Origin of the sequence: uncultured Ruegeria sp., from assembly GCF_947500045.1 — a bacterium.
In the GTDB taxonomy this organism is placed as follows: domain Bacteria; phylum Pseudomonadota; class Alphaproteobacteria; order Rhodobacterales; family Rhodobacteraceae; genus Ruegeria.
This window is the reverse complement of the sequence record NZ_CANMQQ010000013.1, coordinates 57,056-83,192: the sequence shown is the minus strand read 5'-3', so window position 1 is coordinate 83,192 and position 26,137 is coordinate 57,056. Positions and strand designations below refer to the sequence as shown.

Annotated in this window: 20 protein-coding genes and 2 pseudogenes; 7 read left to right on the top strand and 15 right to left on the bottom strand. The window is 54.2% G+C overall.

What is annotated here, in order from left to right; translation table 11 throughout:
* Positions 1-105 precede the first annotated feature (105 nt).
* On the top strand, positions 106-1,161 hold the full coding sequence (locus tag Q1B46_RS18470) for an NAD-dependent epimerase/dehydratase family protein (RefSeq protein ID WP_299950330.1): 1,056 nt from the start codon (positions 106-108) through the stop codon (positions 1,159-1,161).
* On the opposite strand, the gene Q1B46_RS18465 is transcribed toward Q1B46_RS18470, so the two are convergent.
* From Q1B46_RS18465 to Q1B46_RS18450, 4 genes are all read right to left on the bottom strand, one after another.
* Positions 1,135-5,925 carry a glycosyltransferase gene (locus Q1B46_RS18465; RefSeq protein WP_299950328.1) on the bottom strand — a complete coding sequence of 1,597 codons (4,791 nt, stop codon included), beginning with the start codon at positions 5,923-5,925 and terminating at the stop codon, positions 1,135-1,137. The two genes, Q1B46_RS18470 and Q1B46_RS18465, sit on opposite strands and share 27 nt — an antisense overlap.
* A 17-nt stretch (positions 5,926-5,942) precedes the next feature.
* Positions 5,943-6,368, bottom strand: coding sequence for a hypothetical protein (locus tag Q1B46_RS18460; protein WP_299950326.1), 426 nt, complete (start codon positions 6,366-6,368; stop codon positions 5,943-5,945).
* An 80-nt stretch (positions 6,369-6,448) separates the two neighbouring features.
* Positions 6,449-6,814, bottom strand: a complete 366-nt coding sequence (locus tag Q1B46_RS18455) for a glycine cleavage system protein H (RefSeq protein WP_299950324.1) — start codon at positions 6,812-6,814, stop codon at positions 6,449-6,451.
* Between the two features lie 352 nt (positions 6,815-7,166).
* A complete protein-coding gene (locus Q1B46_RS18450; protein ID WP_299950323.1) occupies positions 7,167-7,268 on the bottom strand; it encodes a DDE-type integrase/transposase/recombinase in 102 nt (33 codons plus the stop codon).
* A gap of 956 nt (positions 7,269-8,224) precedes the next feature.
* On the opposite strand from Q1B46_RS18450, the gene Q1B46_RS18445 reads away from it, so the two are divergent.
* Positions 8,225-9,826: an adenylate/guanylate cyclase domain-containing protein gene (locus Q1B46_RS18445; RefSeq protein ID WP_299950321.1), complete on the top strand. Its 1,602-nt coding sequence runs from the start codon at positions 8,225-8,227 to the stop codon at positions 9,824-9,826.
* Between the two features lie 241 nt (positions 9,827-10,067).
* Here the strand turns inward: Q1B46_RS18445 and Q1B46_RS18440 are convergent, their stop codons facing one another.
* Positions 10,068-10,538 carry a nucleoside deaminase gene (locus Q1B46_RS18440; RefSeq protein ID WP_299950319.1) on the bottom strand — a complete coding sequence of 157 codons (471 nt, stop codon included), beginning with the start codon at positions 10,536-10,538 and terminating at the stop codon, positions 10,068-10,070.
* A gap of 85 nt (positions 10,539-10,623) precedes the next feature.
* Positions 10,624-11,994, bottom strand: coding sequence for an amidohydrolase (locus Q1B46_RS18435; RefSeq protein WP_299950317.1), 1,371 nt, complete (start codon positions 11,992-11,994; stop codon positions 10,624-10,626).
* Between the two features lie 99 nt (positions 11,995-12,093).
* Here Q1B46_RS18435 and Q1B46_RS18430 point away from each other — a divergent pair, with 99 nt between their 5' ends.
* The 3 genes from Q1B46_RS18430 (at position 12,094) to Q1B46_RS18420 (ending at position 15,908) form a co-directional block, all read left to right on the top strand.
* Positions 12,094-13,014: a LysR family transcriptional regulator gene (locus Q1B46_RS18430; protein WP_299950315.1), complete on the top strand. Its 921-nt coding sequence runs from the start codon at positions 12,094-12,096 to the stop codon at positions 13,012-13,014.
* A gap of 338 nt (positions 13,015-13,352) precedes the next feature.
* Complete coding sequence (locus Q1B46_RS18425) at positions 13,353-14,447, top strand: BMP family ABC transporter substrate-binding protein (protein WP_299950313.1); 1,095 nt, start codon at positions 13,353-13,355, stop codon at positions 14,445-14,447.
* A 744-nt stretch (positions 14,448-15,191) separates the two neighbouring features.
* Positions 15,192-15,908 (top strand): helix-turn-helix domain-containing protein, encoded by a 717-nt coding sequence (locus tag Q1B46_RS18420; RefSeq protein WP_299950311.1) that lies wholly within the window; start codon positions 15,192-15,194, stop codon positions 15,906-15,908.
* 400 nt (positions 15,909-16,308) lie between these two features.
* Here Q1B46_RS18420 and Q1B46_RS18415 read toward each other — a convergent pair whose 3' ends face one another.
* The 9 genes from Q1B46_RS18415 to Q1B46_RS18375 form a co-directional block, all read right to left on the bottom strand.
* The gene (locus Q1B46_RS18415) at positions 16,309-16,761 is read right to left on the bottom strand and encodes a CoxG family protein (RefSeq protein WP_299950309.1); all 453 of its coding nucleotides are present in this window, start codon (positions 16,759-16,761) and stop codon (positions 16,309-16,311) included.
* A 103-nt stretch (positions 16,762-16,864) separates the two neighbouring features.
* The gene (locus Q1B46_RS18410; RefSeq protein ID WP_299950307.1) at positions 16,865-17,302 is read right to left on the bottom strand and encodes an NTP transferase domain-containing protein; all 438 of its coding nucleotides are present in this window, start codon (positions 17,300-17,302) and stop codon (positions 16,865-16,867) included.
* Positions 17,295-18,083, bottom strand: coding sequence for an XdhC family protein (locus tag Q1B46_RS18405; RefSeq protein ID WP_299950305.1), 789 nt, complete (start codon positions 18,081-18,083; stop codon positions 17,295-17,297). Before Q1B46_RS18405 ends, Q1B46_RS18410 begins: the two co-directional genes overlap by 8 nt.
* Positions 18,080-19,261 carry a VWA domain-containing protein gene (locus Q1B46_RS18400; RefSeq protein ID WP_299950302.1) on the bottom strand — a complete coding sequence of 394 codons (1,182 nt, stop codon included), beginning with the start codon at positions 19,259-19,261 and terminating at the stop codon, positions 18,080-18,082. The genes Q1B46_RS18405 and Q1B46_RS18400 overlap by 4 nt, the downstream gene beginning before the upstream one ends.
* A complete protein-coding gene (locus Q1B46_RS18395; protein WP_299950300.1) occupies positions 19,258-20,133 on the bottom strand; it encodes a MoxR family ATPase in 876 nt (291 codons plus the stop codon). Before Q1B46_RS18395 ends, Q1B46_RS18400 begins: the two co-directional genes overlap by 4 nt.
* Positions 20,134-20,184: 51 nt before the next feature.
* A complete protein-coding gene (locus Q1B46_RS18390) occupies positions 20,185-22,614 on the bottom strand; it encodes an aerobic carbon-monoxide dehydrogenase large subunit (RefSeq protein ID WP_299950299.1) in 2,430 nt (809 codons plus the stop codon).
* Positions 22,611-23,105 carry a (2Fe-2S)-binding protein gene (locus tag Q1B46_RS18385; RefSeq protein ID WP_299950297.1) on the bottom strand — a complete coding sequence of 165 codons (495 nt, stop codon included), beginning with the start codon at positions 23,103-23,105 and terminating at the stop codon, positions 22,611-22,613. The genes Q1B46_RS18390 and Q1B46_RS18385 overlap by 4 nt, the downstream gene beginning before the upstream one ends.
* Positions 23,106-23,116: 11 nt before the next feature.
* Positions 23,117-23,971 (bottom strand): xanthine dehydrogenase family protein subunit M, encoded by an 855-nt coding sequence (locus Q1B46_RS18380; RefSeq protein ID WP_299950296.1) that lies wholly within the window; start codon positions 23,969-23,971, stop codon positions 23,117-23,119.
* Positions 23,972-24,085: 114 nt separating this feature from the next.
* Entirely contained in the window at positions 24,086-25,207 is a 1,122-nt protein-coding gene (locus Q1B46_RS18375) for an MHYT domain-containing protein (RefSeq protein WP_299950293.1), read from the bottom strand.
* A 360-nt stretch (positions 25,208-25,567) separates the two neighbouring features.
* On the opposite strand from Q1B46_RS18375, the pseudogene Q1B46_RS18370 reads away from it, so the two are divergent.
* A pseudogene (locus Q1B46_RS18370) lies at positions 25,568-25,759 on the top strand (type IV secretion system protein VirB4); the annotation flags it as partial.
* 129 nt (positions 25,760-25,888) lie between these two features.
* Positions 25,889-26,104, top strand: a pseudogene (locus tag Q1B46_RS18365) (IS630 family transposase); the annotation flags it as partial.
* Positions 26,105-26,137 lie beyond the last annotated feature (33 nt).

The window sequence follows — 26,137 nt, the reverse complement described above, 5'->3', positions numbered from 1 at the left end:
TTGTGAAACCTTAAATAAGCTTGTTCCTTATACGCGATATCGTTACGTTTTGCGATAAGGATATGGGATTTTCCGCATATCCCAAACCAGCCGGAGACCCAGTGCGTGACCACAAAAAGCCTGGCCCTTGTGACCGGATCGCTGGGACTCGTCGGGGCAGCTGCTGTTCGCCGTTTTGCCACGCTGGGATTTGAGGTCATCGGCATTGACAATGACATGCGGCGGGTTCTGTTCGGCGATGCCGCCAGCAACGCGGGCAAGCAGTCGGTGCTTGCAGCTGACTGCCCTGGCTATGTACACCACAATCTAGACATTCGCGACAACGACGCGATCCACGCCTTATTCCGGCAGATTGGCCAGGATCTTGCCGTGGTGGTCCATGCGGCTGCGCAACCTTCGCATGATTGGGCTGCGGGCGATCCCACTACTGATTTCACCATCAACGCCACGGCGACCCTGAACCTGCTTGAGGCCTGTCGTTCGTTTGCCCCGAGCGCTGCGTTTCTGTTCACCTCGACCAACAAGGTTTATGGAGCGCGTCCCAACCTGCTGCCATTGCAGGAACATGCCAGTCGGTTGGAGCCATCGCCGGATCACCCGTATTACCTGCATGGCATTGATGAGACCATGTCAATCGACCAAACCCAGCACAGCCTATTTGGTGTGTCAAAAGTTGCTGCTGATCTGATGGTTCAGGAATATGCCACTCGGTTTGGCCTGAAAGCGGCGGTGTTTCGGGCCGGCTGCCTGACCGGTGAGGATCATAGCGGTGCCAAAGCGCATGGATTCCTGTCCTACCTTTGCCGCACGGCTCTGCGCGGCGATATCTACGAGGTGATTGGTAATGGCGGCAAGCAAGTGCGCGACAATCTGCATGCCGACGATCTGGCCGAGGCCTTTGTGCGTGTGGTTCTGGGGGACAAGCAACTGGGCGTCTATAACATCGGTGGCGGGCGCAACAGTTCGGTTTCTGTGATCGAGGCGCTGGACATCGCACAGAACCTGCTAGGTCGCGAGGTTACGCGTCAGAATAATCCTGATCCTAGGTATGGGGATCATCAATGGTGGATATCGGACACGCGCGCGTTTCAGGCTGATTACCCTGGCTGGGCCCCGCGGTATTCGGCCCGTGATCTAATCGCCCGAATGCTCGGTCAATAACACATCCAACCGTGCGGCTACAGCGTCGTAAATCTCAAACTCGATCGCGTTGTTGGCGCGGAAGATGGCAATATCTTCATCGGTGACCTTTTCGGTACGCGGGCTCGCATTGTCATGCGGCAACAAATCGGGGGCAGATTTACCCAATGCCGCGGCCAGATAGTTCAGGCACTCGGGCATCCGTTCCAATGTGCCGATAAACCAATAACTGTCCAATGCCTTTTGCCAGTCGCTTTCATTGCACTCGAAATGCGTCAGAAAGATTCCCTCATTGCTGCGCAGATACTCTCCCAACGGAAGAGGTTCATAGGTCTGATCATATTCTAGCCGCAGTTTCTTTTCGTAAGCGTGAATCGAAATCGCCCGCTCTAGCGGATCGCGCAGAAAAGTGATTTTGCGCCATCGAACAGGTTCAGCGGTTTGTGGATACCTTTCCAGCAGTGGCGCCCAGTCGGCAGCAAAGTGACCACACAGCATGGCGTTTGGGCCAAGTGTGTCCAGATCTAATTTGGGTGGCATGATGTAGGCCCAGGGTGCGCGATAATCCTCGACCATATCAAACCAACTGCCGAAAACCCGTTTCAGGCTGGTGCCCCCGGTTTTTGGCATGTGGTGAAACAAGTAACGCGGCTCCGACCCAGTCTGATGTCGGGGCAGAAGCAAATCCTCGAACCATTTCGCGAATTCATGTTGCGCCATCGCCGCATCCCGGTTTTCTGCGATCCAGTCTCGAACCGCGGACAATCGTGCAGGATCGCTCGCAATACCGGCTACAATCTCGACATAGGCGCGGCGCGACGTGGCAATCAAATCATCAAGCCCGAATTCTGACAGCCATCCCGCCGCCTGTTGACCGCGCTGAGTGGTGCCTTTCATCGCAACAACCGGCAGGTTGCACTGCAGGGCTTCGACCGTCGTCGTGGCCCCGGAATAAGGGAAACTGTCCAGATAAAGGTCTGCAGCAGCCAACACCTGCTTGACCTCGATATTCGGGATCGGTGGCAAAATGCGAATGCGTTGCGGATCAATATCCGAGGCCCTGCAGGCCTCTGACACGCGGGCGTTAAAGGCCGAGGTATCATATGTCTGCTGCCAACTTTCGGCAAAAGGATAAAGCACCAGCACTGCGTCTGGCACGGCAGCTAACGCCTGCGTCCAGACCTGCAAGACTTCTGCCCCAATCTTATCACTCATCGCGCCGCTCACCAGCATGACCGACCCGTCCTCAACACCCACGCGGCGGCGTGTCAACTGTTTCGACTGGTCATCAACATCGGGCGCAGGTGGAATGTCGAACGCCTGCCCAGCACCCGGGGCCCACAATACTGATTCAGAATAGTCTTTGGACGCACGAGACGGCGCAACCGATTTACCCAGAACAAAGCTGTCTACACTTGCGAAGCCCGTGGTCGCAGGAAACGCGGCCGACAAAGCAATCTGCCGTGGTGCCAATCGATGGGCGCAAACTTCGGCCATGAAGCAATGACCATAAAAGTTTGCGCCCAGTATTATAACATCCATCTGCGCCCTTCGTATGGCTGCCACGGTCGCCGAAAGAGAGTGCCCCGCCAGGCCAACAATCTTGCATCCTTCGAAACCCGAGGCAGGAGCCGCGTTCTGTTCGGTCAGAAACATCGTCACCTCTGCCCGATCAGCTGGAAGCTTGCGCAACAGCGCCCGCCATATCCAGGTTTCGGGTGAAGGTTTCGTGTCGTGCAGGATCACCCCAATTTTCAACGGACCACGGCGTGCTCCGCAGTGGCTGGCTTGCGGAGCAAACAGATCGAACCCTGCACGCAGCAATTTGGCTTCAAGCGCATGTGCAAACCCCTGAACATGGGGTCGCAGCGGCAGGTCGCTGAACAGTAATTGTCGGGCTTCGAAAGAGGTGATTATGTGATCCGCCAGGTGACCGAGCGGGCTGTCTTCGGGACTGCTGGCAATCGCAGCGCGTGCCTGAGCCAGCACCGAAACCAGATGTTCCTGATAAGTTTGCAAATCTAATTTCGAGGTCCCCGCAACCGGATCGGCGACAAGATAGCGACCGAGTACCTGGGCAAAATCGGGCGTCAACTCGGGTAGCGAAGTCAGTTTCACACCCCGCAGAGTAACAAAGCCCGGGCCCTGCAATATCCGCTGCGCCAAATCACGCAGCCAGTCGGTCCCATCCAAGGACTTAAAGTCCTGTCTGCGGAACGGAAGTTTCGCAGAGAATTGAACCAGTGTATCCAGATCATCCGCTGTCAGCCCCCCAAACGCAGCTGAGGGGCTGAGCGCGGAGATTGCCTTCAATAGTTCGTCTCTGAGTGTCGCAAGAGTTCCGCTGTCAGCCCCTTGCCGTAATGCCTTCCGCAACTGCGTCAGAACGCGGGCCAAATGCATATCTGGTAGAGCCTGAACAGATTTGGCAGTTTCATCTACCTGCGCGGTCCCGGCTGCTAATCCAATCCGGTTCAATCGCAGTCCACCGTGATCTCCCGCGACCTCATCCTCTTGGTCGTTCGGCGGACGGGTGGCTGCAATTATGTCAATTTCAATCCGGTGGTGTGGACCTGCCAGAAGTTCACCAAGATCTACGTCAACAACACCCGGACCCGTCAGTTGCACTGTTGTGCGAGGGGTGCCATCAGCGCTGATCACCAGCACCAGCCTATCGCGCAGGGCCAACGGGTCCAAAGGCTCCAGATCAAGGCGCAGCACCGCGTCCGCGCCCACCGCCGCTTGAGAAAGCACAAGTCGTGCAGCGCTGCCCAGCATCAACGCGGTTCCGTCCGGATCATGTTGCCATCCATCTGAAAGGAACGGCAGCAACGCTTGCCCTGCCCCAGGACCGGCCCAACCGCCCGGCACCAATGCAGGCAATCCATAGCGTCCAATCGGCCCTTCGGGCAGCCAGCTCAGGCTTTGCAATGCGACCACCGGATCGTCCAGAAACTCGGTTGGTTGCAGATCGAAACGTATCACCGCGGGGCTATGAAAAACGTCCAGTGTCTGGGGTATTTCGATCAGACATTGACCCGAGGGGCCGATTTCAGCGTGGTAGAGGGTACCGTTTAACCCGAATGTCAACGCGCCGGGCACCTGATCCGGCGCAAAGTTCAACTGCAGGCAAAAGGGCGGCTTCAGCGGTGGTATCGCAATTGACAGCGACTCGCCTGATCCGATCAACCGCTCACCCAGCAGCACTTGTCCATTTCGCTTTTGCACCACATCGCCAAGCCCAGACATTTGCGCAGAACCGGTCACCGGTACTACGGCTGAAGGTGGCTCGGCCGGTTCTGGTTTCAACCCGATGCGATGGATCTGCAGACGATGAGCCCTGTGCCAAGCCCGTGACAACGGCCCGAACCGAGCACTGATCCGATCTCTGATCCGCAATTCGATTTCATCTGGCGGTGGTGGCATTGAGGATGCTTCGGGCAGCAGGAACTCAAGCGTCGCACTCGATTTCACTTCATCGGAACCCAAAGGCATCCCATTGTGAAACACCGCGACATCCAGTGGTGGTCCCGGAAGCGGGCCTATTTCTAAGCTAAGCCGCGCAGGACCAGACCATGCCCGGGCAAGTGTGAACCGGCCGACATCAGCGCTCAGATCCGCGCCCCCAGTGCTGTGATCGCGAGACCATTCCGGTCCCTTCAACCATTCCAGCGGGTCCTGAGGCGGCGCAACCCCTGGCGTAAGACGTGTGGCAAAGGGTGCGCGGACTGCCACAGGCTCATTCAGATCACGGGTTAGCCCACGGCCCCGAAACACGTCCAAAACCAAACCAACAATGCGCGGTTGGTAGCGTGGATCGATGCCCCACTTTCGGATCGTCGGGCTATAGCGGGCACAAGTCAGATACGCCCACAGGCTGGCCGAAATTCTCGCACCGCGGGCAAGCGTCAGCGCCTTTTTGCGAAACCTGATTAACGCCTGTGCGTCGAATACGAGATTTTCCGCTTTCATCTGACTTCGTGTGGCTGCAAACAACAGCTTAGAGCGGTGGGCACGCGGCAATTCTCGCTTGGCCCGATCAGAAAGCGCGATCAGATCCAACCCGGCTTGCGCAATGTCGCGCAGACCGCGATTGGCACGCCACGGGCCAGAGGTGCCACTGCGAAAATAATTATTCTGACCATGAACCCGATATGCCCCGAGAGTCTGCCGGATCTGCCGGATCGGGGCCGCCATGACCGCCACCCGCACAAGCAGCGCATCCGCACTTATACGCCAGCGTTCGGTCGGCAAAGGAAAAGCCCAACCAATGGCGTCGCGGCGAAAAGCATTCCCACTGGTAGGCATAAACGGGATAGCCAGATGGCTGAGCATGCGGCCCAGCAAGTCACTGTCTGGTAAATCCATCGCATATTGGCCAATTCCCCGCCCCTGCCCATCGATCATACGAAGCCCATAGGACAGGGCGGAAATATCATCGCTCCACAACCGGCGGACAACCTCAATCGCCTGCGGATCAAGTTTGTCATCTGCATCGACAAACATCACGATCTCACCGCAGCTCGCCGCAAACCCTGCATTGAACGCCGCAGCTTGCCCACCATTGGGTTGATCGATTACGGTCACCCGCCGTTGACTCGCAAGTATATCAGCACTGCCATCGGTTGATCCGTCATTGACGACAATGATCTCGTCCGGCGCGCTCGTCTGGGCGTGCAAGCTATCCAGGCACGCCTGAAGATAATGGCCATAATTATAGTTGGTCACGATGATAGAAACCGAGGCCGGGTGGCTACTTTCAGCGGAAGAGGAACTCGGTTTCACGCGCTGCCGTTCGACGGTTAGCCGCTGTAACCATCAGAAGCTCCGCTGCGCCCCTCATTACCCGCACCAGAATCTATGTCTAACCTAAGCGCCTGTTTTACGCGGGGTGAAAGCGAGCTGACAACAGCGGGGCTAAGATTGCGAACGACACCTTCATTGATCCGCCGGAGGGTGGTCGTTGACTGATCCTGAAGCAGCTTACGCACCAGTGCGCTATCAGGATAGCTTCGAAGAAACTGTTCAACCGAAGCAACAGTTCCCTGTGATTTCGCCGCTTCAAATGCGGCAACTTCGTCAGGCGATGCTGTTATGCCAGCGGAAGTACCGCCGGTTGAAGACCCATCTACATTTATCAGATCACACCCGGCCAGAGGAATGGCCGTAACAGCTACACCAAGCAATATCTTCTTTCTTAAATCTCGTGGCATTGATGGTTTTGCCATCGGTCCACCTCATGCATATACAATAAATCGATTATGACCTTCGCATCTGCCTCCAGTCAACCTTTTGTCTGCTCAGGTACTTATGCCGTTACGACCAGCGTCAGATACTCATCCTCGGTTATCAAATCCTGTAGTTCATCGCGTTGCTGAGGTGCCATTTCAAACAGCCACCCCTGACCCAAAGGGTCATTGCCGACGAATTCAGGGTGCTTCAGTATTACTTCGTTTACCGCTGTGATTGCACCAGTCAACGGCATGACGATGTCCGAAACAGCCTTATTGGATTCGACCACTCCAACATCCTCGCCTCGCTTTAATACGACGTCGGGATTGGCGAGCTCTACAAAAATGACCTCCCCAAATTTCTGAACCAACTGAGGAGCCAACCCAACTTGTATGAACTCGCCTGCTGATCGCAGCCAATGTCCGTCTCTGGTGTATTTCATTGGCCGCGCCCTCGCCTATTCGGTGCTCGATCAAGGTGCCGACCACCTTCTATGGAAGGATACAGAAAAGGGAGGCCTGATCAATGTTGAGAGGCTGTATCTCAAGTTTTGGGATTAGATTGACGCGGATGCGAGTTCCGGCGTTTCATGAACCGATAGTGCTATTCGCCGCCCTTGTTGAGGGGTTTCTACCTCACCATCTCGATTAGTTCGGGTAACTAATACCTTTGAGCAATTTATGGATAACCTTGATAACTGCAGTATTGGCACTGCTCTGATCGATGATGATCTTTCGTAGCGAACCATTACACTCCAGCATTCGGGTGAGAAACATTGTGGAAACCGGCTTGTGTCAGTGCTGTGAAAGCAAGGATTCGAGCGTTTTGCCGTATTGGTCGGCAGCTCGGAAGAGATAAATCCACACTCCTTTCACTTTGATGTAAGTCTCACCCATTCTCCAGAATCGGTCGCAACGCCCTTTCCGTCGATGCGCTGCTTCAGCGATTGCAGCGAAATACCGCGTGTTCCATCTGTTTAGTCTAGTGTAGTCAACGGGACACCTCATTCGCACATGATTTCTTCCAGATCGCTGTATGACACGCCATTCCGAGCATAGAAGAAACCGCGCACAGGATCGCATCCTTCGAGTTTTGTTCGCCTTCGAAGGAATTCATGAGTGGCCTTCAACTGTTTAAGACTGGGAGACACTCTTCCGATATCGACGAGACCGACTGCCGCTAAATGATTGAAACGAAGCCGATTGTCGAACCTCACGCCGATCAGCGAAAAAATCATAGCGCTAGTTCGCTGAGTTGACGCATCGCCTCTCACCGGACGAGTTGGTCAATAGGTTGAAGTCGCTGTTTAGCCGCGACGATCTGCGGTTGGTCCAAATTAAGCCGGAAAGAGTCCGCTTACGAGGTAGTTTCAGTTAATCTCTACGCGCAAAATTGCCATTCACAGGATCGGATTTCAAAATCCGTTAAACGCACCAAAGTTACCGTTCCGATGAAAAGCAAATTGACCGCTTGCCAGTAAGCGGACCTTCGTTCTGTGATATCCTGTTTCTACTAGGCCACTGAGCTGCTGTTCGCCGCAGGCGCTACACAGATCAATTCAAATGGCCACTTTGCGAACGAGCCGATCTTCTGTTGGTCCTCGCGATCTGTCTATAGTTTTTGGCAGGCGTCAATTTGGTCAAAAACCGGCGCAGAAGGCAGCAAATGTTTGCTGCAATGCCAGTTCTACTTTTTAGGCGAAGGCAGTGAACACCTTCATAAATGAATCTGCCAAACTACCGAGCCAATAATTTGTTGTGCCGCAACGAGCCCGCCTGGATTTGGCGGATTGACCGATTGCCAACATAATGCCCGCAGATGCTCACGCATTTCCTTGACCAGGAGTTTTGCAATGGCCCTCAAATATTCTGTGGCACTTATGAAGCAGTTTGCTCCATTCCGTTGGATCGGAGAGCTAATTGGGCGAATTGCTATTCCGATCCGCTTCAAGTTGCCCTTCGCATTTTTGTTCTTAGTTGGCCTGATGGTTGCGTTGGCACTGACTGGGCTGTCTGAGTTGCGTCGAGCCAACGAGAGGACAGATGATTTGATTGACGATCAGATCCGGATCAGTACCTTGCGATCCATTAGCCGCAGCATCCAGTCCATTAAGATCGCCGGTGCTGAGTTGTTCCTGAACCACGGAGACCAAACAAAAAACAAAGAGCTTTCAAGTAAGTTTTACGATGAAGTTTTATTATTTCGTGCTGCTGCTTCGCAAACAGGAAACAATAGGAGGGCCACCTATTTCCTTACGCCAGAATTTGAACAGGAATTTTTTGTTAAGGAACGAGAAGTCCAAGTGGCCGCCTCGCAAGTGCGCACCCTATTTGTGCAAGGCGAAGTCAGAGCAGCGAGAACGATCTATGAAACCGAGTTTTCTGATGCCCTGAATGCGTTTGATCGAATAATCTCTTCGATTTCCTTTGAGCTGGGGCGAGAGATGCAGGCAAACGCGGAAGAGAATACTGCCATATTTGAGCATGCGAAGCGTTTGGTCTTGGGCGTTTCCGGATTTGCAACCGCACTTGGCCTGATGCTCGGGTTTGCAATTTCAACTTCAATCACGGGCCCTCTGGACCGGATCCGGTTGGCGCTGGGAAAACTTGCGGTCGGAAGCTTCAATTCACGTGTCAGCATATCCAATCGCGACGAGTTGGGAGAACTTGCGGAAAATGTGAACCGGACAAGTAAGAATTTGGACGAGTTGTACGATGCGGTAGAAAACCAAAAGTCTGAACTCGCCGGACTGAACTCTGCGCTGGAGGACAAGGTCAAAATGCAGGTCGAAGAGATCGAACGTACAAATCGATTGCGGCGATTTTTGCCGGCTCAGGTGGCAGAGATGATTGTCTCTGCGCCGGATGAACTTGATGTCCTACGCACGCAACGCGCAGAGATCACCGTTCTGTTTGTCGATCTGCGTGGCTTTACCGCTTTCGCAAATGCCGCAACACCAGCTCAGGTTGTCGAGGCTCTCAACGCGTTTCACAGCGCTTGCGGCCCACTGATCGACACAAGCGGAGGAACTCTTGAGCGCTTTCTTGGTGATGGCCTAATGGTGTTGTTTGGAGCACCTGTTGCCATGAAAAACCCGGCTCAGAAAGCCGCAACCCTCGCATTAGAACTGCGCACCGCAGTTAGAGAGGCAATGGTCCCATTTAGGGCAGGTTCGGACGAACGCCATCTTGGGGTCGGTATCGGGATTGGTACTGGTGCGGCTACATTGGGCCAAATCGGGTTTGAAGGTAGACGTGACTACTCTGCCATAGGCCCAGCCCCGAACTTGGCTTCGCGGCTTTGCGAACAAGCTGTGGAAAACCAAATCCTAGTTTCGCACGCGACTGCATGGCAGATCGAATACGAACTGCAACCGGCTGGACCCTTTGACCTAAAGGGAATTGGCGACCAAATTTCTGCTTTTGAATTGGAAGGCCTAGTGGACGAGCAATAACAAATTCCAAATCGTATTCCGTAAAGACCACTTCGGGCTCAGGAGCTGCCGAACGTGTTCGAAGTATCTAGCTTCATTGACACGGCCATCTCTGGATTGCTTTTCGCATCAGCAACCGTTGGCAGCCCAAAGCAGTCATTCCACACAAGACTTTGCGGTGTTCGAGATGCGCAATAAACCCGCAATTTCAATTGAACATTTGAAGGACAACCGTGCAAATGTTTTGAGAGTTTGCATCAAACTACCAGAAATCCACATGGCCCTCGGCAACTTCTTCTTCGATTTCGGCAAATGGCCCACGTGTTTCTACTGTTCGTTGACCGGCCGCAAAGACAGTTTCACATGGCAGGTCCAATGTGAGATTCTCTTCGTTGTCTCCGGTTAGTACAGCCAATCGCTTTTCAGTCATACCGTAGACGACTGTTCCGATCCCTGCCCAGTAGCAGGCTCCGGCGCACATGCAACACGGCTCCACTGATGTGTAAAGCGTACACTCTTCCAAATACTCAGATTGGTATTTTCGGCTTGCGGCGCAGGCAACATTCAACTCGGCATGCCCAACACCTTTTTCATACGAATACGTGTTTCCAGCGCGAAGTAATATATCACCAAGAGGGCCAACCAGAATAGCTCCAAAAGGGTGATTGCCCGTTTCCCGGCACTCTTTTGCGATCTTAATGGTTTCACGCAGATATTTCAGGTCATCGCACATCAGATTTTCCTATTTTGCCCTATGGGGTCTGCCCGAAACGGTTTACCTTAAGGCTAACATAGCTCTTTAGAGGTGGCGCCATCACTCAAACAGGACTCACCGCACCATCAGAGTTTTCAGCCAGAAATGCCGCGCGGCGCTCAAATAACCCTGGAAGAACTTCGTGAACCTGGGCGATCAGATCAGATATGTCAGCGGTCATAAGTCGTCCATCACGGACGATCTGTTGTCCGTCTACCATGGTCATTACCACGTCCGAGCCCCGGGCTGAATGCACAAGATTGTAGTGGAGGTTGAAAAATTCACCATCACTGATCAATGGCGTCATCCGCGGTGTATCGGTTTGTATCGCAATGATGTCAGCTTTCTTGCCGACTTCCAATGAACCGATCTCATTCTCCAGACCGATGCTTCTTGCGCCGTCGATTGTGCCCATTCTCAGAACCTCCCACGCATCCAATGCGCTGGCGTCCAGATTGTTCAGTTTTCCAAGAAGCGACGTGCACTTCATGTCGTCGAACATATCGAGGTTGTTGTTCTCTTTTTCGCCGTCTGTACCGATACCAACCGCAACACCAGATTTGAGTAGCTTTTCCACAGGTGCAATGCCACTTGCCAGTTTCATATTGCTGACCGGGTTGTGGGCGACGCCAACGCCATTTTCTGCGATGACTTCGATTTCGGAATCGTCCAACCAGACACAATGGGCCAGCATGGTACTACGAGGTTCGAAAAAGCCCAGATCCTTGAGAACATGAACCGAGCGCTTGCCATAGCGGCGATCCATTTCCCGTAGTTCAATCTCGGCTTCATTGCTGTGGGTATGGAAGCCAGTGTCATATTTTAGTGTGAGATCGATGAAGTCCCGGTGCTTTTCAGGCGACGCATAGAAAAGATGTTCAAGACCCACCCAGACATTGATCCGGCCATCAGACTTGCGATGCCAGTCTTCCAGAAGCTGTTCATTGGAATCCAGAGTTTCAAAATAGTTGTAGTCCGGGTGCTCGCCGACATACGGCACAAGCACTGCCCTCGTGCCAATTGTATCTGCTGCCTTCGCACTGCCATGCATGTACCGCCACATGTCGACGATTGTCGTCGATCCAGACAGGGCAGATTCTGCATAGCAAAGCCAAGATGCCGTTTCTGCTTCACGCGCATTGAGGACCCGATGCATGGGATCAATATACATCCGCAGCCAATCCCAGACAGGCAGCCCTTCGGCCGTTCCACGCAGAATACCCGAATGACAATGCGCGTTCACGAGGCCAGGCATTAGCAAGCTATCGTGAAACTCCTGAATATGCGCTTGCGGGTTTTCGCGAACTAGCTGCTCCCGAGATCCGACAGCGGCAATTTCATTTCCACGCACAAGAACCGCAGCGTCGTTTAAGACAGTATTCCGCGCATCCATGGTCAGTACGTGCGGTGCGCAAAGCAGAACATCACGGGTCATCTCTCTACCCTTTTTGATTTTTGTTAAAGCTAGGAGCTAGTGGCGTTCCAATCTATGATAATAAATCGGACAGTATAGACTAAAAATTAGGACGCCACTATGCCACTGATTACCCAGGCCGCGCACGTTCTCGAAATTGTTGCCAGCTCAGGCTCGATCCGGAAAGCATCAGAAAGAGTGAACCTGGCCCCTTCTGCGATTAATCGACATGTTCTGAATCTGGAGCGGGAGCTAGGGACACCTTTGTTCTTGCGCCATGCCAAAGGTATGAACTTGACCGAGGCTGGAAAACTGGTCGTCGACTACATCCGGGATCTCCAAATCCAGGATCAAACCCTACGCAGCGAAATCGAAGTCTTGAAAGGGCGCGTCGGTCACGTGCGGTTGGGGATTATGGAGTGCTTTGCCGAAGGCTTTCTGGCGACAGTGTATGACGAAGTAAGACAAAAGCATGGGTCCGTCGCAATTGACGTAGTTGTGGCCGGAACATCTCAACTCGTTCAGCAAATGCTTGCGGGCGAACTAGACCTGGTTGTCGCATTTAACATGCCCGGAGATCTTGGTTTTCGATGTCACTATGAAACAAGATTGGATATCGGGGTTGTGATGAAACCTACACCAGAGCTTCGGTCAAAAAACGTAGTTGGGAAAGAGGAATTACAAGGGCAGCAATTGGTTCTTCCGGATCGTTCATTGTCATTAAATGCAACCGTGAAATCCATGATCCAGCGTATGGGCCTGAATTCGCAGGCCATAGCTAAGTCCAACTCGGTTAGCGCGATAAAGCAGCTTGTCATTCAGGGTGCTGGTGTCAGCTTTTTGACCTGGGCGGATGTGCGCGATGAAGTGACCAGAGGCGACTTGCTGTTCTGCCAGATCGAAGGCCAAAACATATACGAACTTCTGACACTCAGTGGTCGCAACCCCGCGCAAATGTCAGAGACGACACAAGCTCTGGCACAAATATTGGTGCGGACCTTGGAGGAAATCGAAGCTGGGGCAAAATCCACGGCTGGGTAACGAACTAATACTCCGTTAAAGGTTATGTGCCCGGCGGCTACAAGCCGTGTGCTTCTGTGAAACACAGGCCAAAGATTGCATTGATATGCCCTTAAATACGGAAATGTCCGCAAGGCGTTCTAAATTTGCGCACGCAATAAGCGAATGTATGCGCTTGAATGCATCGGGATTTGACTAATAGTTTTCCTCACCAAATCCGCACAAGAAGCCGAAACAGTGTCAGGCTTCGTGCAACGTCGCAATGCATGTCGTCACCCGATGCTTGGCGCAATTCGCGAGAACGATATCACAACACGCTTGGTTCGTTGCGTCCGGTCGGTGAACAGGGAGGATATTCGATGGAAAGCAGGATCAAGTTCAATAGGCTAGTTGCAGGTGGGATTTTCGTCGCAGCTTCAATGATGTTGGGGTCAGGACCAATTTTTGCTGAAGAAAAGCTGAAAGTCGGGTTTGTTTATCCAAGCCCGATTGGCGACAACGGCTGGTCCCATCGACATGAGGTCGGGCGACAAGACGTCATTGCACATTTTGGCGATCAGATCGAAACGACATTTGTTGAAAGTGTACCTGAGGGCCCTGATGCCACCCGGGTCATCACTCAGCTTGCTTTGACCGGCCATGAGCTGATTTTTACGGCTTCATTTGGCTTTATGGAACCAACCCTGCAAGTCGCAGAAAAGTTTCCGAATGTTCATTTCGAAAACAACACTGGCTTCAAGACCGCGCCCAATGTCAGCGTGTACAACGCACGTTTCCACGAAGGTCGGGTTGTCTTTGGAACCATCGCCGGAATGATGACCGAGACGAATACCGTAGGCTATGTTGCTTCTTTCCCAATCCCTGAAGTCATCATGGGAATAAATGCCTTCACGCTGGCGGCACAAAAGGTAAACCCGGATGTCGAGGTGAAAGTTGTCTGGGTCAATACTTGGTACAACCCGGCACTGGAAGCAGACGCCGCACAGGTTTTGCTCGACCAGGGCGCTGACTTTATAACTCAACACACAAACAGCCCGGCCCCCTGCCAGAGAGCCGAGGAGGCAGGTGTATTCTGCTTCGGACAGGATGCGGACATGTCACAATTCGCTCAAAAGGCGCACCTTACGGGTATCGTGAACAATTGGGGGCCATACTACATACGCCGAGTGCAAGATGTCTTGGACGGCACGTGGGAAACCGATCACACTTGGGATGGCATAAGTGGGGGCCTCCTCATGATGGCACCCTACAACGACACGCTATCAGATGACGTAAAAGCAGCCGCAACCAAAGTCGAACAAGCGCTGAAAGATGGAACACTGAACCCGTTTGCTGGTCCCATCACCAACGCAAATGGCGAGATGGTTATCGATGAAGGCGAAGCACTGACCGACAAGCAGGTACATGAGATGAATTGGTTTGTTCAAGGTGTCGACGGTGAGCTGCCAACCTGATGAAAGTTGCGGTCTTAGATAAATAGGTGCGTTGCTGAACTTCTTACGAGGCAAGCTTCTCCACGCTTCAAGAAAGGAGAGTGTCGTAACCGCTAGGTGAGCGCGTCCAATCCGGCGCGCTCAATTTTTTAGCTTTGTCGCTCACAAAGGACTCGGACTTGTCATATCGTGAGCCGAACGCGAACGCCCGCAACCGAACCGGCCGATCACCGCATATGCACGATCAGCGACCAGATAGAGGCCGACGCAGCGTAACTAAACGGGCTTTCGGCACATGATACGCTATGAGTTGCAACTCAAAGCTTCGTTCCTTGATGCTTGGCAGATCTTGGCCAATCTCAAAATGTCATTTCGATTATTGTCGCGCGATCACGTGGATGTTCCGAACTAGTTTTGTAGTTCCCGGTATTTGTAAACTCACCCCTATCAAATCCGATGTCTCGTAACTGGGGGGCGTTAAGTTCGCACAGTGCTTCATTCAGCTTCCGGTGCAGGGTCCGTTCAGCATGGCGGGCTTGCAAGCTTCGCCACAACCTACTTACCCAGAACAGACCGCTACGGGTCTGTGCGGATGAATTTGGGATGTCGGTCATCAGCCTTCGTCCTCCTGCTCGTTTCGGAGAAAGCATGGCGCACCCCAACAGTCTTAGGCCAGTTCAGTACAATTCAATCCGTGATACAATTTCTGAACTGGATCGGAACTCGACGCAGGATGTAAGCTGAAGGCGGGAAAGGATTGCGACAATGCCCACCAAATCCTATGGATTAATCTGCCCGGTCTCGAAGGCTTGTGAAATTTTGACACCCCGCTGGACAATCCCAATTCTGACCGAAATGGTCTATGGTGGGTACACCAAATTCAGCGATATCAAGCGCGTGCTTGGCAATATCTCTCCAGCCATATTATCCAAACGACTATCCGAGATGGAGCGGTTCGATCTGATTGAGAGAGTCGAGGACAAAGCCAAAGGAACAGTTGACTATCTGCCCACTGATAAAGCTAAAGCACTTAATCCGATTTTGGATGCTCTCGCCGAGTGGGCACAGCGACATATCGAGGCGGAACTGGCTGTTTGCAGCTATGATCTATCACTGCTTATGTGGCGTTTGCGCAGTGCCGTCATCGTCGACGAACTGCCCCCGCGGCGGGTCGTAGTACGCATGAACTTCACTGACGAAGAGGGGCCATTTCCGGTGTACTGGCTGGTCTATGAGCCTCGCAACAAAATGGTCGAGGCCTGTATTGACGTACCAGCCTTTGACGTAGACCTGTACATTGAGACGACCAAATTATCATTTGGCGCAGTTTTATATGGCAGATCCAGCTTTTCGCGCGAAGTCACTGAAGGGCGCATATTCTTTTCGGGCGACAAAGTATTGGAACGTACGATCGACCTTTGGATGCCAAAGTCGATCCTGGCCTCAGTTGATGGCACACTGCAATTGGCGGTAGCGGAGTAGCGAACTTACTTAAATCGTCTGCTTCCGGGTTCGGAGCTAGCCTGCGGCGATCCTGTCCCTGTCTCAGCCCGACGGCTGCAATATCGTTCATGTCCGACGACAGACCAAAAACTTCATAACTCAACGCTTGACTGATTTGTACCATCGCGCCCCCCCCTTGGGCGCATAGTCAACGCAGACCGGCTAGGCTGGGCGCCAATCGCTTTCGATTAGCTCAAGGCACATTGTACCGACTTTGCGCGCCAAAAGCGTCTGTTGGAGCGCTGGATGTTCAGTAGGGTCACGTGCCGCTCCGCCTTCGATCCCGACAGGCGTGACTGAGGCAAACCGTTTGGATTGCCCCTCCAAACACACAGCATGCGCGACAATACTGCTGGGATCGTCTGTGCAGGTTATGACATTAGGCAAGTGAGGCCTCGTTCACGACGTCCGCGAAAGATTTGAAGAACTTCGCGGCAAGTTTCTTGGCTGTGCTTTGAATCAGACGGCTGCCAAGTTGCGCAAGTTTTCCACCAATATCAGCTTTGGCTTCATAGCGCAGAAATGTCGTGTCACCGTCGGCAGTTAATGTCACATCCGCGCCGCCCTTTGCATGGCCAGCGGCCCCGCCGTTGCCTTGCCCCGTCAATGAAAATGAATCTGGTGCACCTGTCGTATTCAGTTGCACATCACCGCTGAACCGCGCTTTGACCGGGCCGACTTTCAAGACAACTTTGGCCTCAAGTTCGGTATCGGAATGCTTGATCAACTCTTCGCAGCCGGGGATGCATTGTTTGAGCACCTCCGGATCATTGATGGCCGCGTAAACTAGGTCTTTGGGCGCATTGATTACGATCTCGTCTGAGAGTTCCATGGTTGGTCCTTTTCTTAGCAACAGGGAAATCTGATTTGGTCGGCCTGTTCAGGCGTAAGCGCCAGTTTCTTGCGCAACAGGCTAAGTATTTTAATAATTGCCCTCATGTGACGGCGTCCTTTATCTGAGGCGTAGTCGGCAGCGTATCAACATCCGTGGAGAAGCCCGCTGAAGGCTGCGGATGACGGCACACCAGCTCTGGGTGATCGCGGGTAATACGCATACAGCCGGGCCGCTCTGGGGGTTCAACCATGAGCCGTGCGCGCAGCGCAGGTGCAAGCCCGCTCGCGACAGAGGTTAGCTGCCCATTTGCGTGATCGGGATTAAGAACGCAGCGGGTATCTGTGCTCTCAGTTGAAGCCTGAACCTTGTCTGTGTCATGTTCCGCCGCGACGATAATGTTACCATCAATCGTGGTTCGGTATTGGTTCACCAACTGCCGGATCATGGCAACGCCTTCGACGTCCAACAGTACCTTGTTGGACGCGCCCATGCGCTGCGACTGTTCAGCCGCCAGAATGATAGCAGACACCTCAGGCATGGGTTTCGCCGACTTGCGCACGCCGGAGGTGAATTAAATCCGCAAGGATGGACAGGGCAATTTCTTCGGGCGTGATCGCGCCCAGGTCAAGACCCGCTGGTGCGTTGATAGCATTGACACGGTCTGCATCAAGACCATTATCAATCAATCGTTCAGCAAGCGTTGCGAATTTGCGTTTGCTGCCGACAAAGGCCACATGTTTCGCAGGTATTTGTAATGAGGCCATCAATGCGTCGATGTCGCCGTGGCCTTGCGTGGCGATGACGATGACTGGCTGCTGGTGAACCGGGGTTGCGCCGCCCTTTGGCACATCCCGCACAACGGCCCAATGAAATTGCGGAGCCAACGCAGCCAATGTCTGTGCCACAGGTGACGCGCCAAGCACCACCAACTGTGGCACAGGCAAACAGGGTTCAATGAAGATATCGACGCTGCCTTTCGAAGGGCAGCCATTGCGTGCAAACCGCGTGCCTTCCACTTCTTCGCCTGCGCTGACACCCATCCGGGTCAAAAGCTCTTCTGGCGCGACAGAGACAAGCTGGGGTTGGCCACTGGCAAAGGCCTCAAGCGCAGCTTTCTTCACCGCGCCACGCATGCACCCACCACCCAGCCAGCCATGTAGAATCGTGCCATCGGCGCCGAGCAAAGCCTTTGCGCCGGGCTTTGCCGCCGTCGCACCAGCAGTGCGCACGATGGTAGCAAAAGCGAAGGGCTGGTCTTTGGTGCGCATGTCATTTGCGATGTCGGCCAATTCTTCTGACATAAACTCAGCTGGGGTCATAGCGTCATAACCTCGCGCTCAAGAGCGGCCAAATCCGCAAGCGTATTGGCCGCAGAAAAGATATCCAGATGAGGCAAGGCGGCGGCCATGCCCTCTGCGACAGGCGCATAGTCGCGCCAACCTTTCAACGGGTTGAGCCAGATGATCTTACAGCCGCGCTTTTTCAGATTGCCCAGTCCTGCATCCAGCACGGCTGGTGGGGCAGTGTCATACCCATCTGACAAGATCAGCACGACGCTGCGCGCATCCACAAAACGTTTGGCATATGTATTGGCGAAAACAGCGATTGACGGGCCAATTTCCGATCCGCCGCCAAAGCCATCGGCCATCAAAGACATTCGCCCGATGGCGCGCATGGTGTCTTTGTCGCGCAAAGCCTCGGTAATCCGCACCAAACGTGTGTGAAACAAATAGGCGTCAGCCGTCACATCAGAACGCATGAGCCCCGTAAGGAATGCCAAAAACACCTGCGCATAAACAGTCATAGACCCCGAAACATCACAAAGCGCGACGATTTTTCGTGCGCGGTCAGGGCGTTGTTTACGTATCAAGCGGACAGGCTCGCCCCCGGTCGCAAGGCTTGCCCGGATCGTTTTGCGGAAATGCAGGCGATCGCCTTTGCGTGCAGCGATCCGCCGCCGCGAGCGCCGATCTCGCAACGCAGCACCCAAGCGGCGCGCCACTTCTTCGGCCTCTGAGATATCTTTAGGGCGAGCCAGATCGCGCAGGTCTGTACGCATCAGATTGCGCACCTCCGTTGCAATCAATCGCCCTTCGCCCTCGCTTTCCGCCTCTCCATCAACACCATCGGGCGTATTGACAGACCCCGCGCTGCCGGTATCTTCGCCGCGCGCATCGCGTGAGGAATGAACGTTGTCGTCACCTTTGCTGGGAGAACTTTGAACGATCTTCTGCTTCACGCGACCCATATCCATCCAGTAGCTGTCAAACAGGGAATCGAAATGCGCGGCTTCTTCTTTACACCCGGTGCAGACAGCCCGAAGGGCTTGGCGGCTTTCATCGGGATGACTCGCGTTGACTTCGCAAAGGGCGGCCAAGGCCAAGTCGGTCTCGGACACCCCCAAACGCAGCCCGTTGTTGCGCAGATGCGCCATGAAACCCGCGACCCGCGCTGCAGCACCAGGATCGCGCGCAGCGAATTTTGTCACCCTGCTCATGCGGCGCGACCTACGATGCGGTCTGCCACCTCGGATGTGATACTGGCGCGATCAGATTGCGTTTTCAGAAGCGTGCTGAGGGTGTGCTGCAAGGCTGCTGGGTCAGAGGTCAGGTCTGCGATGCCAAGCCCCATCAGGGCGGCGGCGAAATCGAGCGTTTCCGCAATGCCGGGAACTTTTTCCAGCTCTTCCTCTCGGAGTTTCTGAACGAAACCAACGATCTGCGCGCCAAGCCGAGCTTCGATGCCGGGACAGCGGGCATTAAGGATCTCCAACTCGGCCTGACGGTCAGGGTAGTCGACATAGGAATAAAGGCACCTGCGGCGCAGCGCGTCCGACAGATCACGTGTGCCGTTGGACGTCAGGATCACAATGGGTTTGGAGACCGCAGTTACCGTCCCCAATTCAGGGATGGTGATCTGAAACTCCGACAGGATTTCCAGCAAATAGGCTTCAAATTCTTCGTCTGCCCGGTCGATTTCATCAATCAACAAAACGGGCTGCACATCTTGTGTAATGGCGGCCAGCAGTGGACGTTCGAGCAGGAAATCACGTGAAAAAATACGATCTTCGACGGCTTTGCCAGTCTCACCATCTTCTGCCGCGGCGCGGATCGTCAAAAGCTGGCGTTGATAGTTCCATTCGTAAATGGCCTGTGCGGCGTCCAACCCTTCGTAGCATTGCAGGCGGATCAGCTTGGTTTTGCGCTGTGCGGCCAGACTGGCGGCGAGCTGGGTTTTGCCGACACCTGCAGCGCCTTCAAGCAGCAAAGGCCGCCCAAGGGTAAGCGCAAGATGTAACGCTACAGCAAGGTCGTCGGATGCAACATAGCCGTCCGCTGACAATGCGGTCTGAAGGTCAGTCCAAGTCATATTCAATTCCCAGCAGTCTGGGCACCCAATCATTGGGTGCCCAAGTCTGAATTAATCGTGCAAGCCGAGCTCATTGGCAGTGCGCCAAATCCGCCAGTGGTCATGGGGCATATTGGTGTGACGGTTACCAAACGGGCGGAATGCATCCTGTACCGCGTTTGAGAAACAGGGCACGCCGCCTACATGCGGGCTTTCGCCCACGCCCTTAGCGCCAATCGGGTGATGCGGGGAAGGTGTCACGGTGTAGTCCGTCTCGTAGTTCGGTACTTCCCATGCTGTGGGCAGGAAGAAGTCCATCAACGTGCCGGTCTTCACATTTCCCATGTCGTCATAAGCAATCTCCTGTCCCAGTGCGACAGCAAGTGCCTCGGTCAGGCCGCCATGTACCTGACCTTCGATGATCATCGGATTGATGCGCGTGCCGCAATCATCCAGCGCGTAGAAGCGGCGGATTTCCGGGACACCGGTATCGACATCGATGTCCATGACACACACATAGGCCCCGAACGGATAGGTCATGTTGGGCGGGTCATAGTAGCTGACCGCCTCCAGGCCAGGCTCGATCCCGGGAATGGCTTGGTTATAGGCGGCAAAGGCGATTTCCTTCATTGTCTTGAACCGCTCTGGCGCGCCTTTGACTACGAACCGGTCCACATCGAACTCTACGTCATTGTCGTGAACCTCGAGCAGATAGGCCGCGATCATCTGCGCCTTGGCTCGGATCTTGCGGCCCGCCATTGCCGTGGCGGCACCTGCCACCGGGGTGGATCGAGATCCATAAGTGCCAAGCCCATAGGGCGCCGTATCGGTATCACCTTCCTCGATTGTAATGCTGTCAGCAGGCAAGCCGATCTCAGACGCAAGGATCTGCGCGAATGTCGTCGCATGCCCCTGTCCCTGCGAGATGGTGCCAAGCCGGGCAATCGCCGATCCCGTCGGATGGATGCGAATTTCGCAGCTGTCGAACATGCCAAGCCCGAGGATATCACAGTTCTTGACCGGCCCTGCGCCCACAATCTCGGTAAAGAAGCTGAGACCGATTCCCATTAGCTTACGCGTCTTGCCAGCCTTGAAGTCCTCGATCCGTTGGGCCTGCTCTGCACGCAAGCCATCGTAGTCGACGGTCGTCAGGGCCTTATCCCATGCGGTGTGGTAGTCGCCACTGTCATATTCCCAACCAAGCGCGGCCTTGTAAGGAAATTGCTCTTTCTTGATGAAATTGATCCTGCGCAATTCGGCAGCATCCATGTTCAACTCAATCGCCAGAACCTCAATCATTCGTTCAATGAAATAGACCGCTTCGGTGACTCGGAACGAACAGCGGTAGGACACACCGCCGGGGGCTTTGTTAGTGTAGACACCGTCTACCTCAAGATATGCGGTCGGAATGTCATAGGATCCGGTGCAGATATTCATGAAACCGGCAGGGAACTTGGTAGGGTCCGCGCAGGCGTCAAAGCCCCCATGGTCGGCTGTCACGTGGCAGTGCAGCCCGGTGATTTTGCCTTCTTTGGTCGCGCTGATCTTTCCTGTCATGTGATAATCACGTGCAAAGGCGGTGGTCATCAGATTGTCCATCCGGTCTTCGATCCACTTGACAGGTTTTCCCGTCACGATTGAGGCCACGACCGAGCAGACGTAACCGGGATAAGCGCCAACCTTGTTACCAAAGCCGCCACCAATATCCGGCGAGATCACCCGGATGTTGTGTTCCTCAATGCCTGAGATCAACGAGACCACGGTGCGGATCGCGTGTGGCGCCTGGAAAGTGCCCCAAAGCGTCAGCTTGCCGTTCACCTTGTCCATCGACGCTACGCAGCCGCATGTCTCCAGCGGACAAGGGTGGGTGCGGTGGTAATACATGCTCTCGGTCGCAACGACCTCGGCATTGGCAATCACCTCTTCGGTCGGCATCTTGTCACCTGCTTCCCACGTAAAGATATGATTGTGATGTTTACGTGGTCCGTGCGCGCCGTCCGGTAGCGCGCCGCCCTCGCCAACCAGGTCTTCGCGCAGAACCACGTCGGATTTCAGAGAGTCGAACGGGTCCACAATCACGGGCAGTTCTTCGTACTCCACCTCGACCAACTCGATCCCATCGGCAGCAGCGTAGCGGTCTTCGGCGACGACAAAGGCGACCTCCTGACCCTGGAACAGAACCTTGCCATCAGCCAGCACCATCTGCTTATCGCCTGCAAGCGTAGGCATCCAGTGCAGACCTAGCGGTTCTAGATCAGCTGCAGTCAAGACGGCCAGAACGCCGGGCACCTCCAGCGCAGCAGCGGTATCGATGTTCTTGATCCGTGCATGGGCATAGGGTGAGCGGACGAAATCGCCAAACAGCATACCGTCCAGCTTGATATCGTCGACATAATTGCCTTTCCCTTGGGTGAATCGAGCATCTTCGACCCGCTTGCGCGAGCAGCCCATGCCCTTGAGATTTTCGACGCGCTCTTCGCGGCTTGTCACTTCGTCCTTCATTCTGCGGCCTCCTTCGCGGCTGACATTTCGGCGGCGGCGGCCTGAATGGATTTCACGATGTTCTGATACCCGGTGCAGCGGCAAATGTTTCCCGCCATTCCGAAGCGGATTTCCTCTTCGGTCGGATTCGGGATTTCCTCAAGCAGCTTCGTCGCACGAGTAATCATGCCCGGCGTGCAATATCCGCACTGCAACCCGTGATGTTCCTTGAAAGCGTTTTGCAGCGGGTGCAGATCGTCCGGACCACCAATGCCCTCAATGGTGGTGACCTCTTTGCCGCTGGCTTGAGCCACGAACACCGTACAAGCTTTGACCGACTTGCCGTCGATGGTCACGGTGCAAGCCCCGCAATGTGAGGTCTCGCAACCAATGTGTGGACCGGTGATGTTCAACCGCTCGCGCAGCGTGTAGATTAGTAGCTCGCGCGGTTCGGCGAGGAATTCCTCATCCTTGCCATTCACGTTCAACTTGATGTGCATTTTGTTTGACATGATGTGTTCTCCTACGCCCGCGACCAGGCGCGTTCGATCGCGCGACGCAGGATGACGCCAGCCACGTGGTTTTTGAATGCGACGGGGCCGCGATTGTCCTCAGTTGGATCAATATCGCCCAACATCGCCGCCATTGCCGCCTTGAGCGCGGCATCATCTACAGATGTCCCGACCAACGCAGCACCTGTTGCCTCAGAATAGACCGGGATGTCGCTGAGGTTGGTCATCGCGACGGATGCAGACACACAAGACCCACCCTCTTTGACGATCTGAACGGCAGCAGCGGCGGTAGCATAGTCACCGATCTTACGCTTTTGCTTTTCATAGGCGTAGCCACCGGTAGGCAGCGGGATCGTGACGGCTGTCAGGACTTCCTCATCCTCTCGGGCTGTCATATAGGCGGCCTCATAGAAGTCGCGGGCCGCGATATCGCGCTCCCCTTCCAGGCCGACAACCGTGAAGGTCGCATCCAGGCATTGCATCAGACCCGGCATATCATTGCCTGGATCACCATTGGCGACATTTCCGCCAACAGTACCCATATAGCGAACCTGCGGATCGGCAATCTGTAACGCAGCTTCGCGCAGGATCGGCGCTGCGTCTGCCAGCCCTACATGATCAATGATGTCAGACTGCGTGGTCATGGCACCAATGCGAATGCTGTCTGCGCCAATCTCGATGCCAGACATTCCGCCGACGTCTTGCAGATCAATCAGATGCGGCACGTCCGCCATGCGGAGCTTCATCATGGGGATAAGGCTATGACCCCCAGCCATAACGCGCGCATCGTCTCCGTGTTTTGACAAGATTGATAGGACACCTGCCATGTCCTTGGGGCGATAATACTCGAATGTCGCTGGAATCATCGGCTGTCTCCTCCCTGAAAGCGAATGCTCTTGCTTGGAATGAAGACTGCATACACCCGTATGCCGCAGCATTAGAAAATCAATGAAATACAGACATTTTGCACGAACTGCGCGCTAGGTCGCACGAACTGCGCTGACTTGCGAAGCAAGCGCATCCTGAATCACTTTCAATTTAGAACGGCTGACAGGTGCCGGGGGCAATTCACTTTCGGCAAAGATGCAGCGCCCTTTGTCTTTGGTCCGCTCGAACCGGGATACATGGATGGGGTTTACGAGATAACTGCGATGCGTTTGCAAATACCCGATGGGCAACAGGCGTTTAACCGCCTCAGTCACAGGCCATGCACAAAACAGGCGTTCAGTGTTGGTGTAGACTTGAGTGTAATGCCCGTCAGCCCTGACGAATGAAACATCCTCAGACCTGACAAAAACCTTGCTGCCGTCGCGTTCACACGGGATCTGCAATCCGGTGCCGCGTTGTGGCGGCGCGTCTTGTTCGGCTGAATGCTCCGCGAAAGGGGTTTGCGGAATTAGGTAGGTCACGCTCACCCACAGACAGGCACCGAAAATCACGAAACTGAAAAAGATAACACCAAGCGCAAGCGTCTCATTGCTCATTGACGGCCCAAAGTCAGCGGTGCTGGGTTCGGCCACAAAGTTAGTCCCCGCCATCGCCAAAAAATGAACCGAGCAGACGGCCATCGCAAAACAAACGGTGCCAAGCAAGATATTGCGATTGGTCCGCTGCCCGTAGGCAATCCAAAAAGCCAACATGCATAAACAAATGGCGACGACCGATGAAATGACAACGCCAAAGGGCGTATAGACGGCGCGACACAACTCGAGCCCCGCCATGCCAATGTAGTGCATGACCAGAATGCCTACACCAACAATTGCGCCCGCAGATGCGATAATAAGTGGCGTGCGTTTGGCGAAGTGCAGCAGGATCAACGCAGCACCGACAATCAAAATCGCACAAAGAGCGGACACAAGTGTAATGGCCGCGTCATAATAGAACAGGATCGGCAACTTCAGCCCAAGCATGGCCACAAAATGCATCGCCCATATCCCACCGCCCAAAGCGACCGAGGCAAGAGCGATAGATACCTTCCTTTGAAAGATCGGTTTGTTGGACAAATCCCTAGTCAGCGACAGCCCTGTAAACCCTGCAACAAGCGCAACCATACACGACATCGCGACAAGAAAACTGCTGTGACTGACGCTCAGAAAATCCATAGCAACAAGGATGACCAACTCTTAGGGACTTTGCAAATGCAACTGACCTCTGCTCACGGCGAAATTTTTTTCAGTTCAAGCCGCGAGCGGATCGCCCTAACCTGTTTTGACAGCAGCGGTCATTTCTGACCGATAATCCGCCCTTTGTTCCATGCTTTGCGCTTTGGGGTAACTGCAAGAAGTTGAACCATGGCGCAATTTTCCCTCCACTTCTCTCGCCAGCCCATATATCCGCACCACGCTGATGATTATTGCTGCATTCCGAATGATAGGTCTTTTACCGAGCCACAGGCTCAACGAGTTCGCTGACGTCAGACCAGCAACACATCGCCGGCAAGTGCGCACTGCGGACGACGCTGGATGTCCCTGCACGAGCAGCTGTTGGAGGCGGCGGATGATCAGGAAGCCGGGCGCGTTGTATTTGGCGACCATCATCTGTGCATCGCTGTCTATGCTCCCGATCAGTCGATCCACAAGCAAGCCGCCGAAGAAACTAAGCGGCTGGGACAAGAAGTCATAACTGTTATCATGCGCGAGAACATGGCACTCAAATGATACGCAAACACCAAATCACGCCCGGACTCTGCTCGTATCGCTAGTTCGCGGTACTGGCCGCCTAGATCCGCCGCGATCGCTCAATCTGGACATTGTTCTCCAAAGATTGCGACAAAGCTCGGCTAGGTCTTCATCGACGAACCCGCTAACACAACCAAGATGACCCGTCTATTGGGACGATCCGCGTGCGGCATTTTCTAGGAAGCGGATGCGCCCTTCGGTCCCTGGCGGGCGCAGGTCTTTATCGAAAGCTTGCGCGTTAATGAACTCAGAGCACTTTTGGTGCTTGATGACCCAATTAATCGGACCGCATTCAATGTCTACGTCGAGACACAACTCGCGTCACCCATGCAACTATGCAAAACCGCCTCCAGA

What these genes read in the sequence shown, in the direction of transcription:
- Q1B46_RS18455 (WP_299950324.1), bottom strand. Translation starts at nt 6,814, where the DNA reads ATGAAATACACCAGAGACGGACATTGGCTGCGATCAGCAGGCGAGTTC.
- Q1B46_RS18385 (WP_299950297.1), bottom strand. Translation starts at nt 23,105, where the DNA reads ATGTCAAACAAAATGCACATCAAGTTGAACGTGAATGGCAAGGATGAG.
- Q1B46_RS18430 (WP_299950315.1), top strand. Translation starts at nt 12,094, where the DNA reads ATGCCACTGATTACCCAGGCCGCGCACGTTCTCGAAATTGTTGCCAGC.
- Q1B46_RS18390 (WP_299950299.1), bottom strand. Translation starts at nt 22,614, where the DNA reads ATGAAGGACGAAGTGACAAGCCGCGAAGAGCGCGTCGAAAATCTCAAG.
- Q1B46_RS18405 (WP_299950305.1), bottom strand. Translation starts at nt 18,083, where the DNA reads ATGACCCCAGCTGAGTTTATGTCAGAAGAATTGGCCGACATCGCAAAT.
- Q1B46_RS18420 (WP_299950311.1), top strand. Translation starts at nt 15,192, where the DNA reads ATGCCCACCAAATCCTATGGATTAATCTGCCCGGTCTCGAAGGCTTGT.
- Q1B46_RS18445 (WP_299950321.1), top strand. Translation starts at nt 8,225, where the DNA reads ATGGCCCTCAAATATTCTGTGGCACTTATGAAGCAGTTTGCTCCATTC.
- Q1B46_RS18375 (WP_299950293.1), bottom strand. Translation starts at nt 25,207, where the DNA reads ATGGATTTTCTGAGCGTCAGTCACAGCAGTTTTCTTGTCGCGATGTCG.
- Q1B46_RS18440 (WP_299950319.1), bottom strand. Translation starts at nt 10,538, where the DNA reads ATGTGCGATGACCTGAAATATCTGCGTGAAACCATTAAGATCGCAAAA.
- Q1B46_RS18425 (WP_299950313.1), top strand. Translation starts at nt 13,353, where the DNA reads ATGGAAAGCAGGATCAAGTTCAATAGGCTAGTTGCAGGTGGGATTTTC.
- Q1B46_RS18450 (WP_299950323.1), bottom strand. Translation starts at nt 7,268, where the DNA reads ATGGGTGAGACTTACATCAAAGTGAAAGGAGTGTGGATTTATCTCTTC.
- Q1B46_RS18415 (WP_299950309.1), bottom strand. Translation starts at nt 16,761, where the DNA reads ATGGAACTCTCAGACGAGATCGTAATCAATGCGCCCAAAGACCTAGTT.
- Q1B46_RS18380 (WP_299950296.1), bottom strand. Translation starts at nt 23,971, where the DNA reads ATGATTCCAGCGACATTCGAGTATTATCGCCCCAAGGACATGGCAGGT.
- Q1B46_RS18400 (WP_299950302.1), bottom strand. Translation starts at nt 19,261, where the DNA reads ATGAGCAGGGTGACAAAATTCGCTGCGCGCGATCCTGGTGCTGCAGCG.
- Q1B46_RS18435 (WP_299950317.1), bottom strand. Translation starts at nt 11,994, where the DNA reads ATGACCCGTGATGTTCTGCTTTGCGCACCGCACGTACTGACCATGGAT.
- Q1B46_RS18410 (WP_299950307.1), bottom strand. Translation starts at nt 17,302, where the DNA reads ATGCCTGAGGTGTCTGCTATCATTCTGGCGGCTGAACAGTCGCAGCGC.
- Q1B46_RS18460 (WP_299950326.1), bottom strand. Translation starts at nt 6,368, where the DNA reads ATGGCAAAACCATCAATGCCACGAGATTTAAGAAAGAAGATATTGCTT.
- Q1B46_RS18395 (WP_299950300.1), bottom strand. Translation starts at nt 20,133, where the DNA reads ATGACTTGGACTGACCTTCAGACCGCATTGTCAGCGGACGGCTATGTT.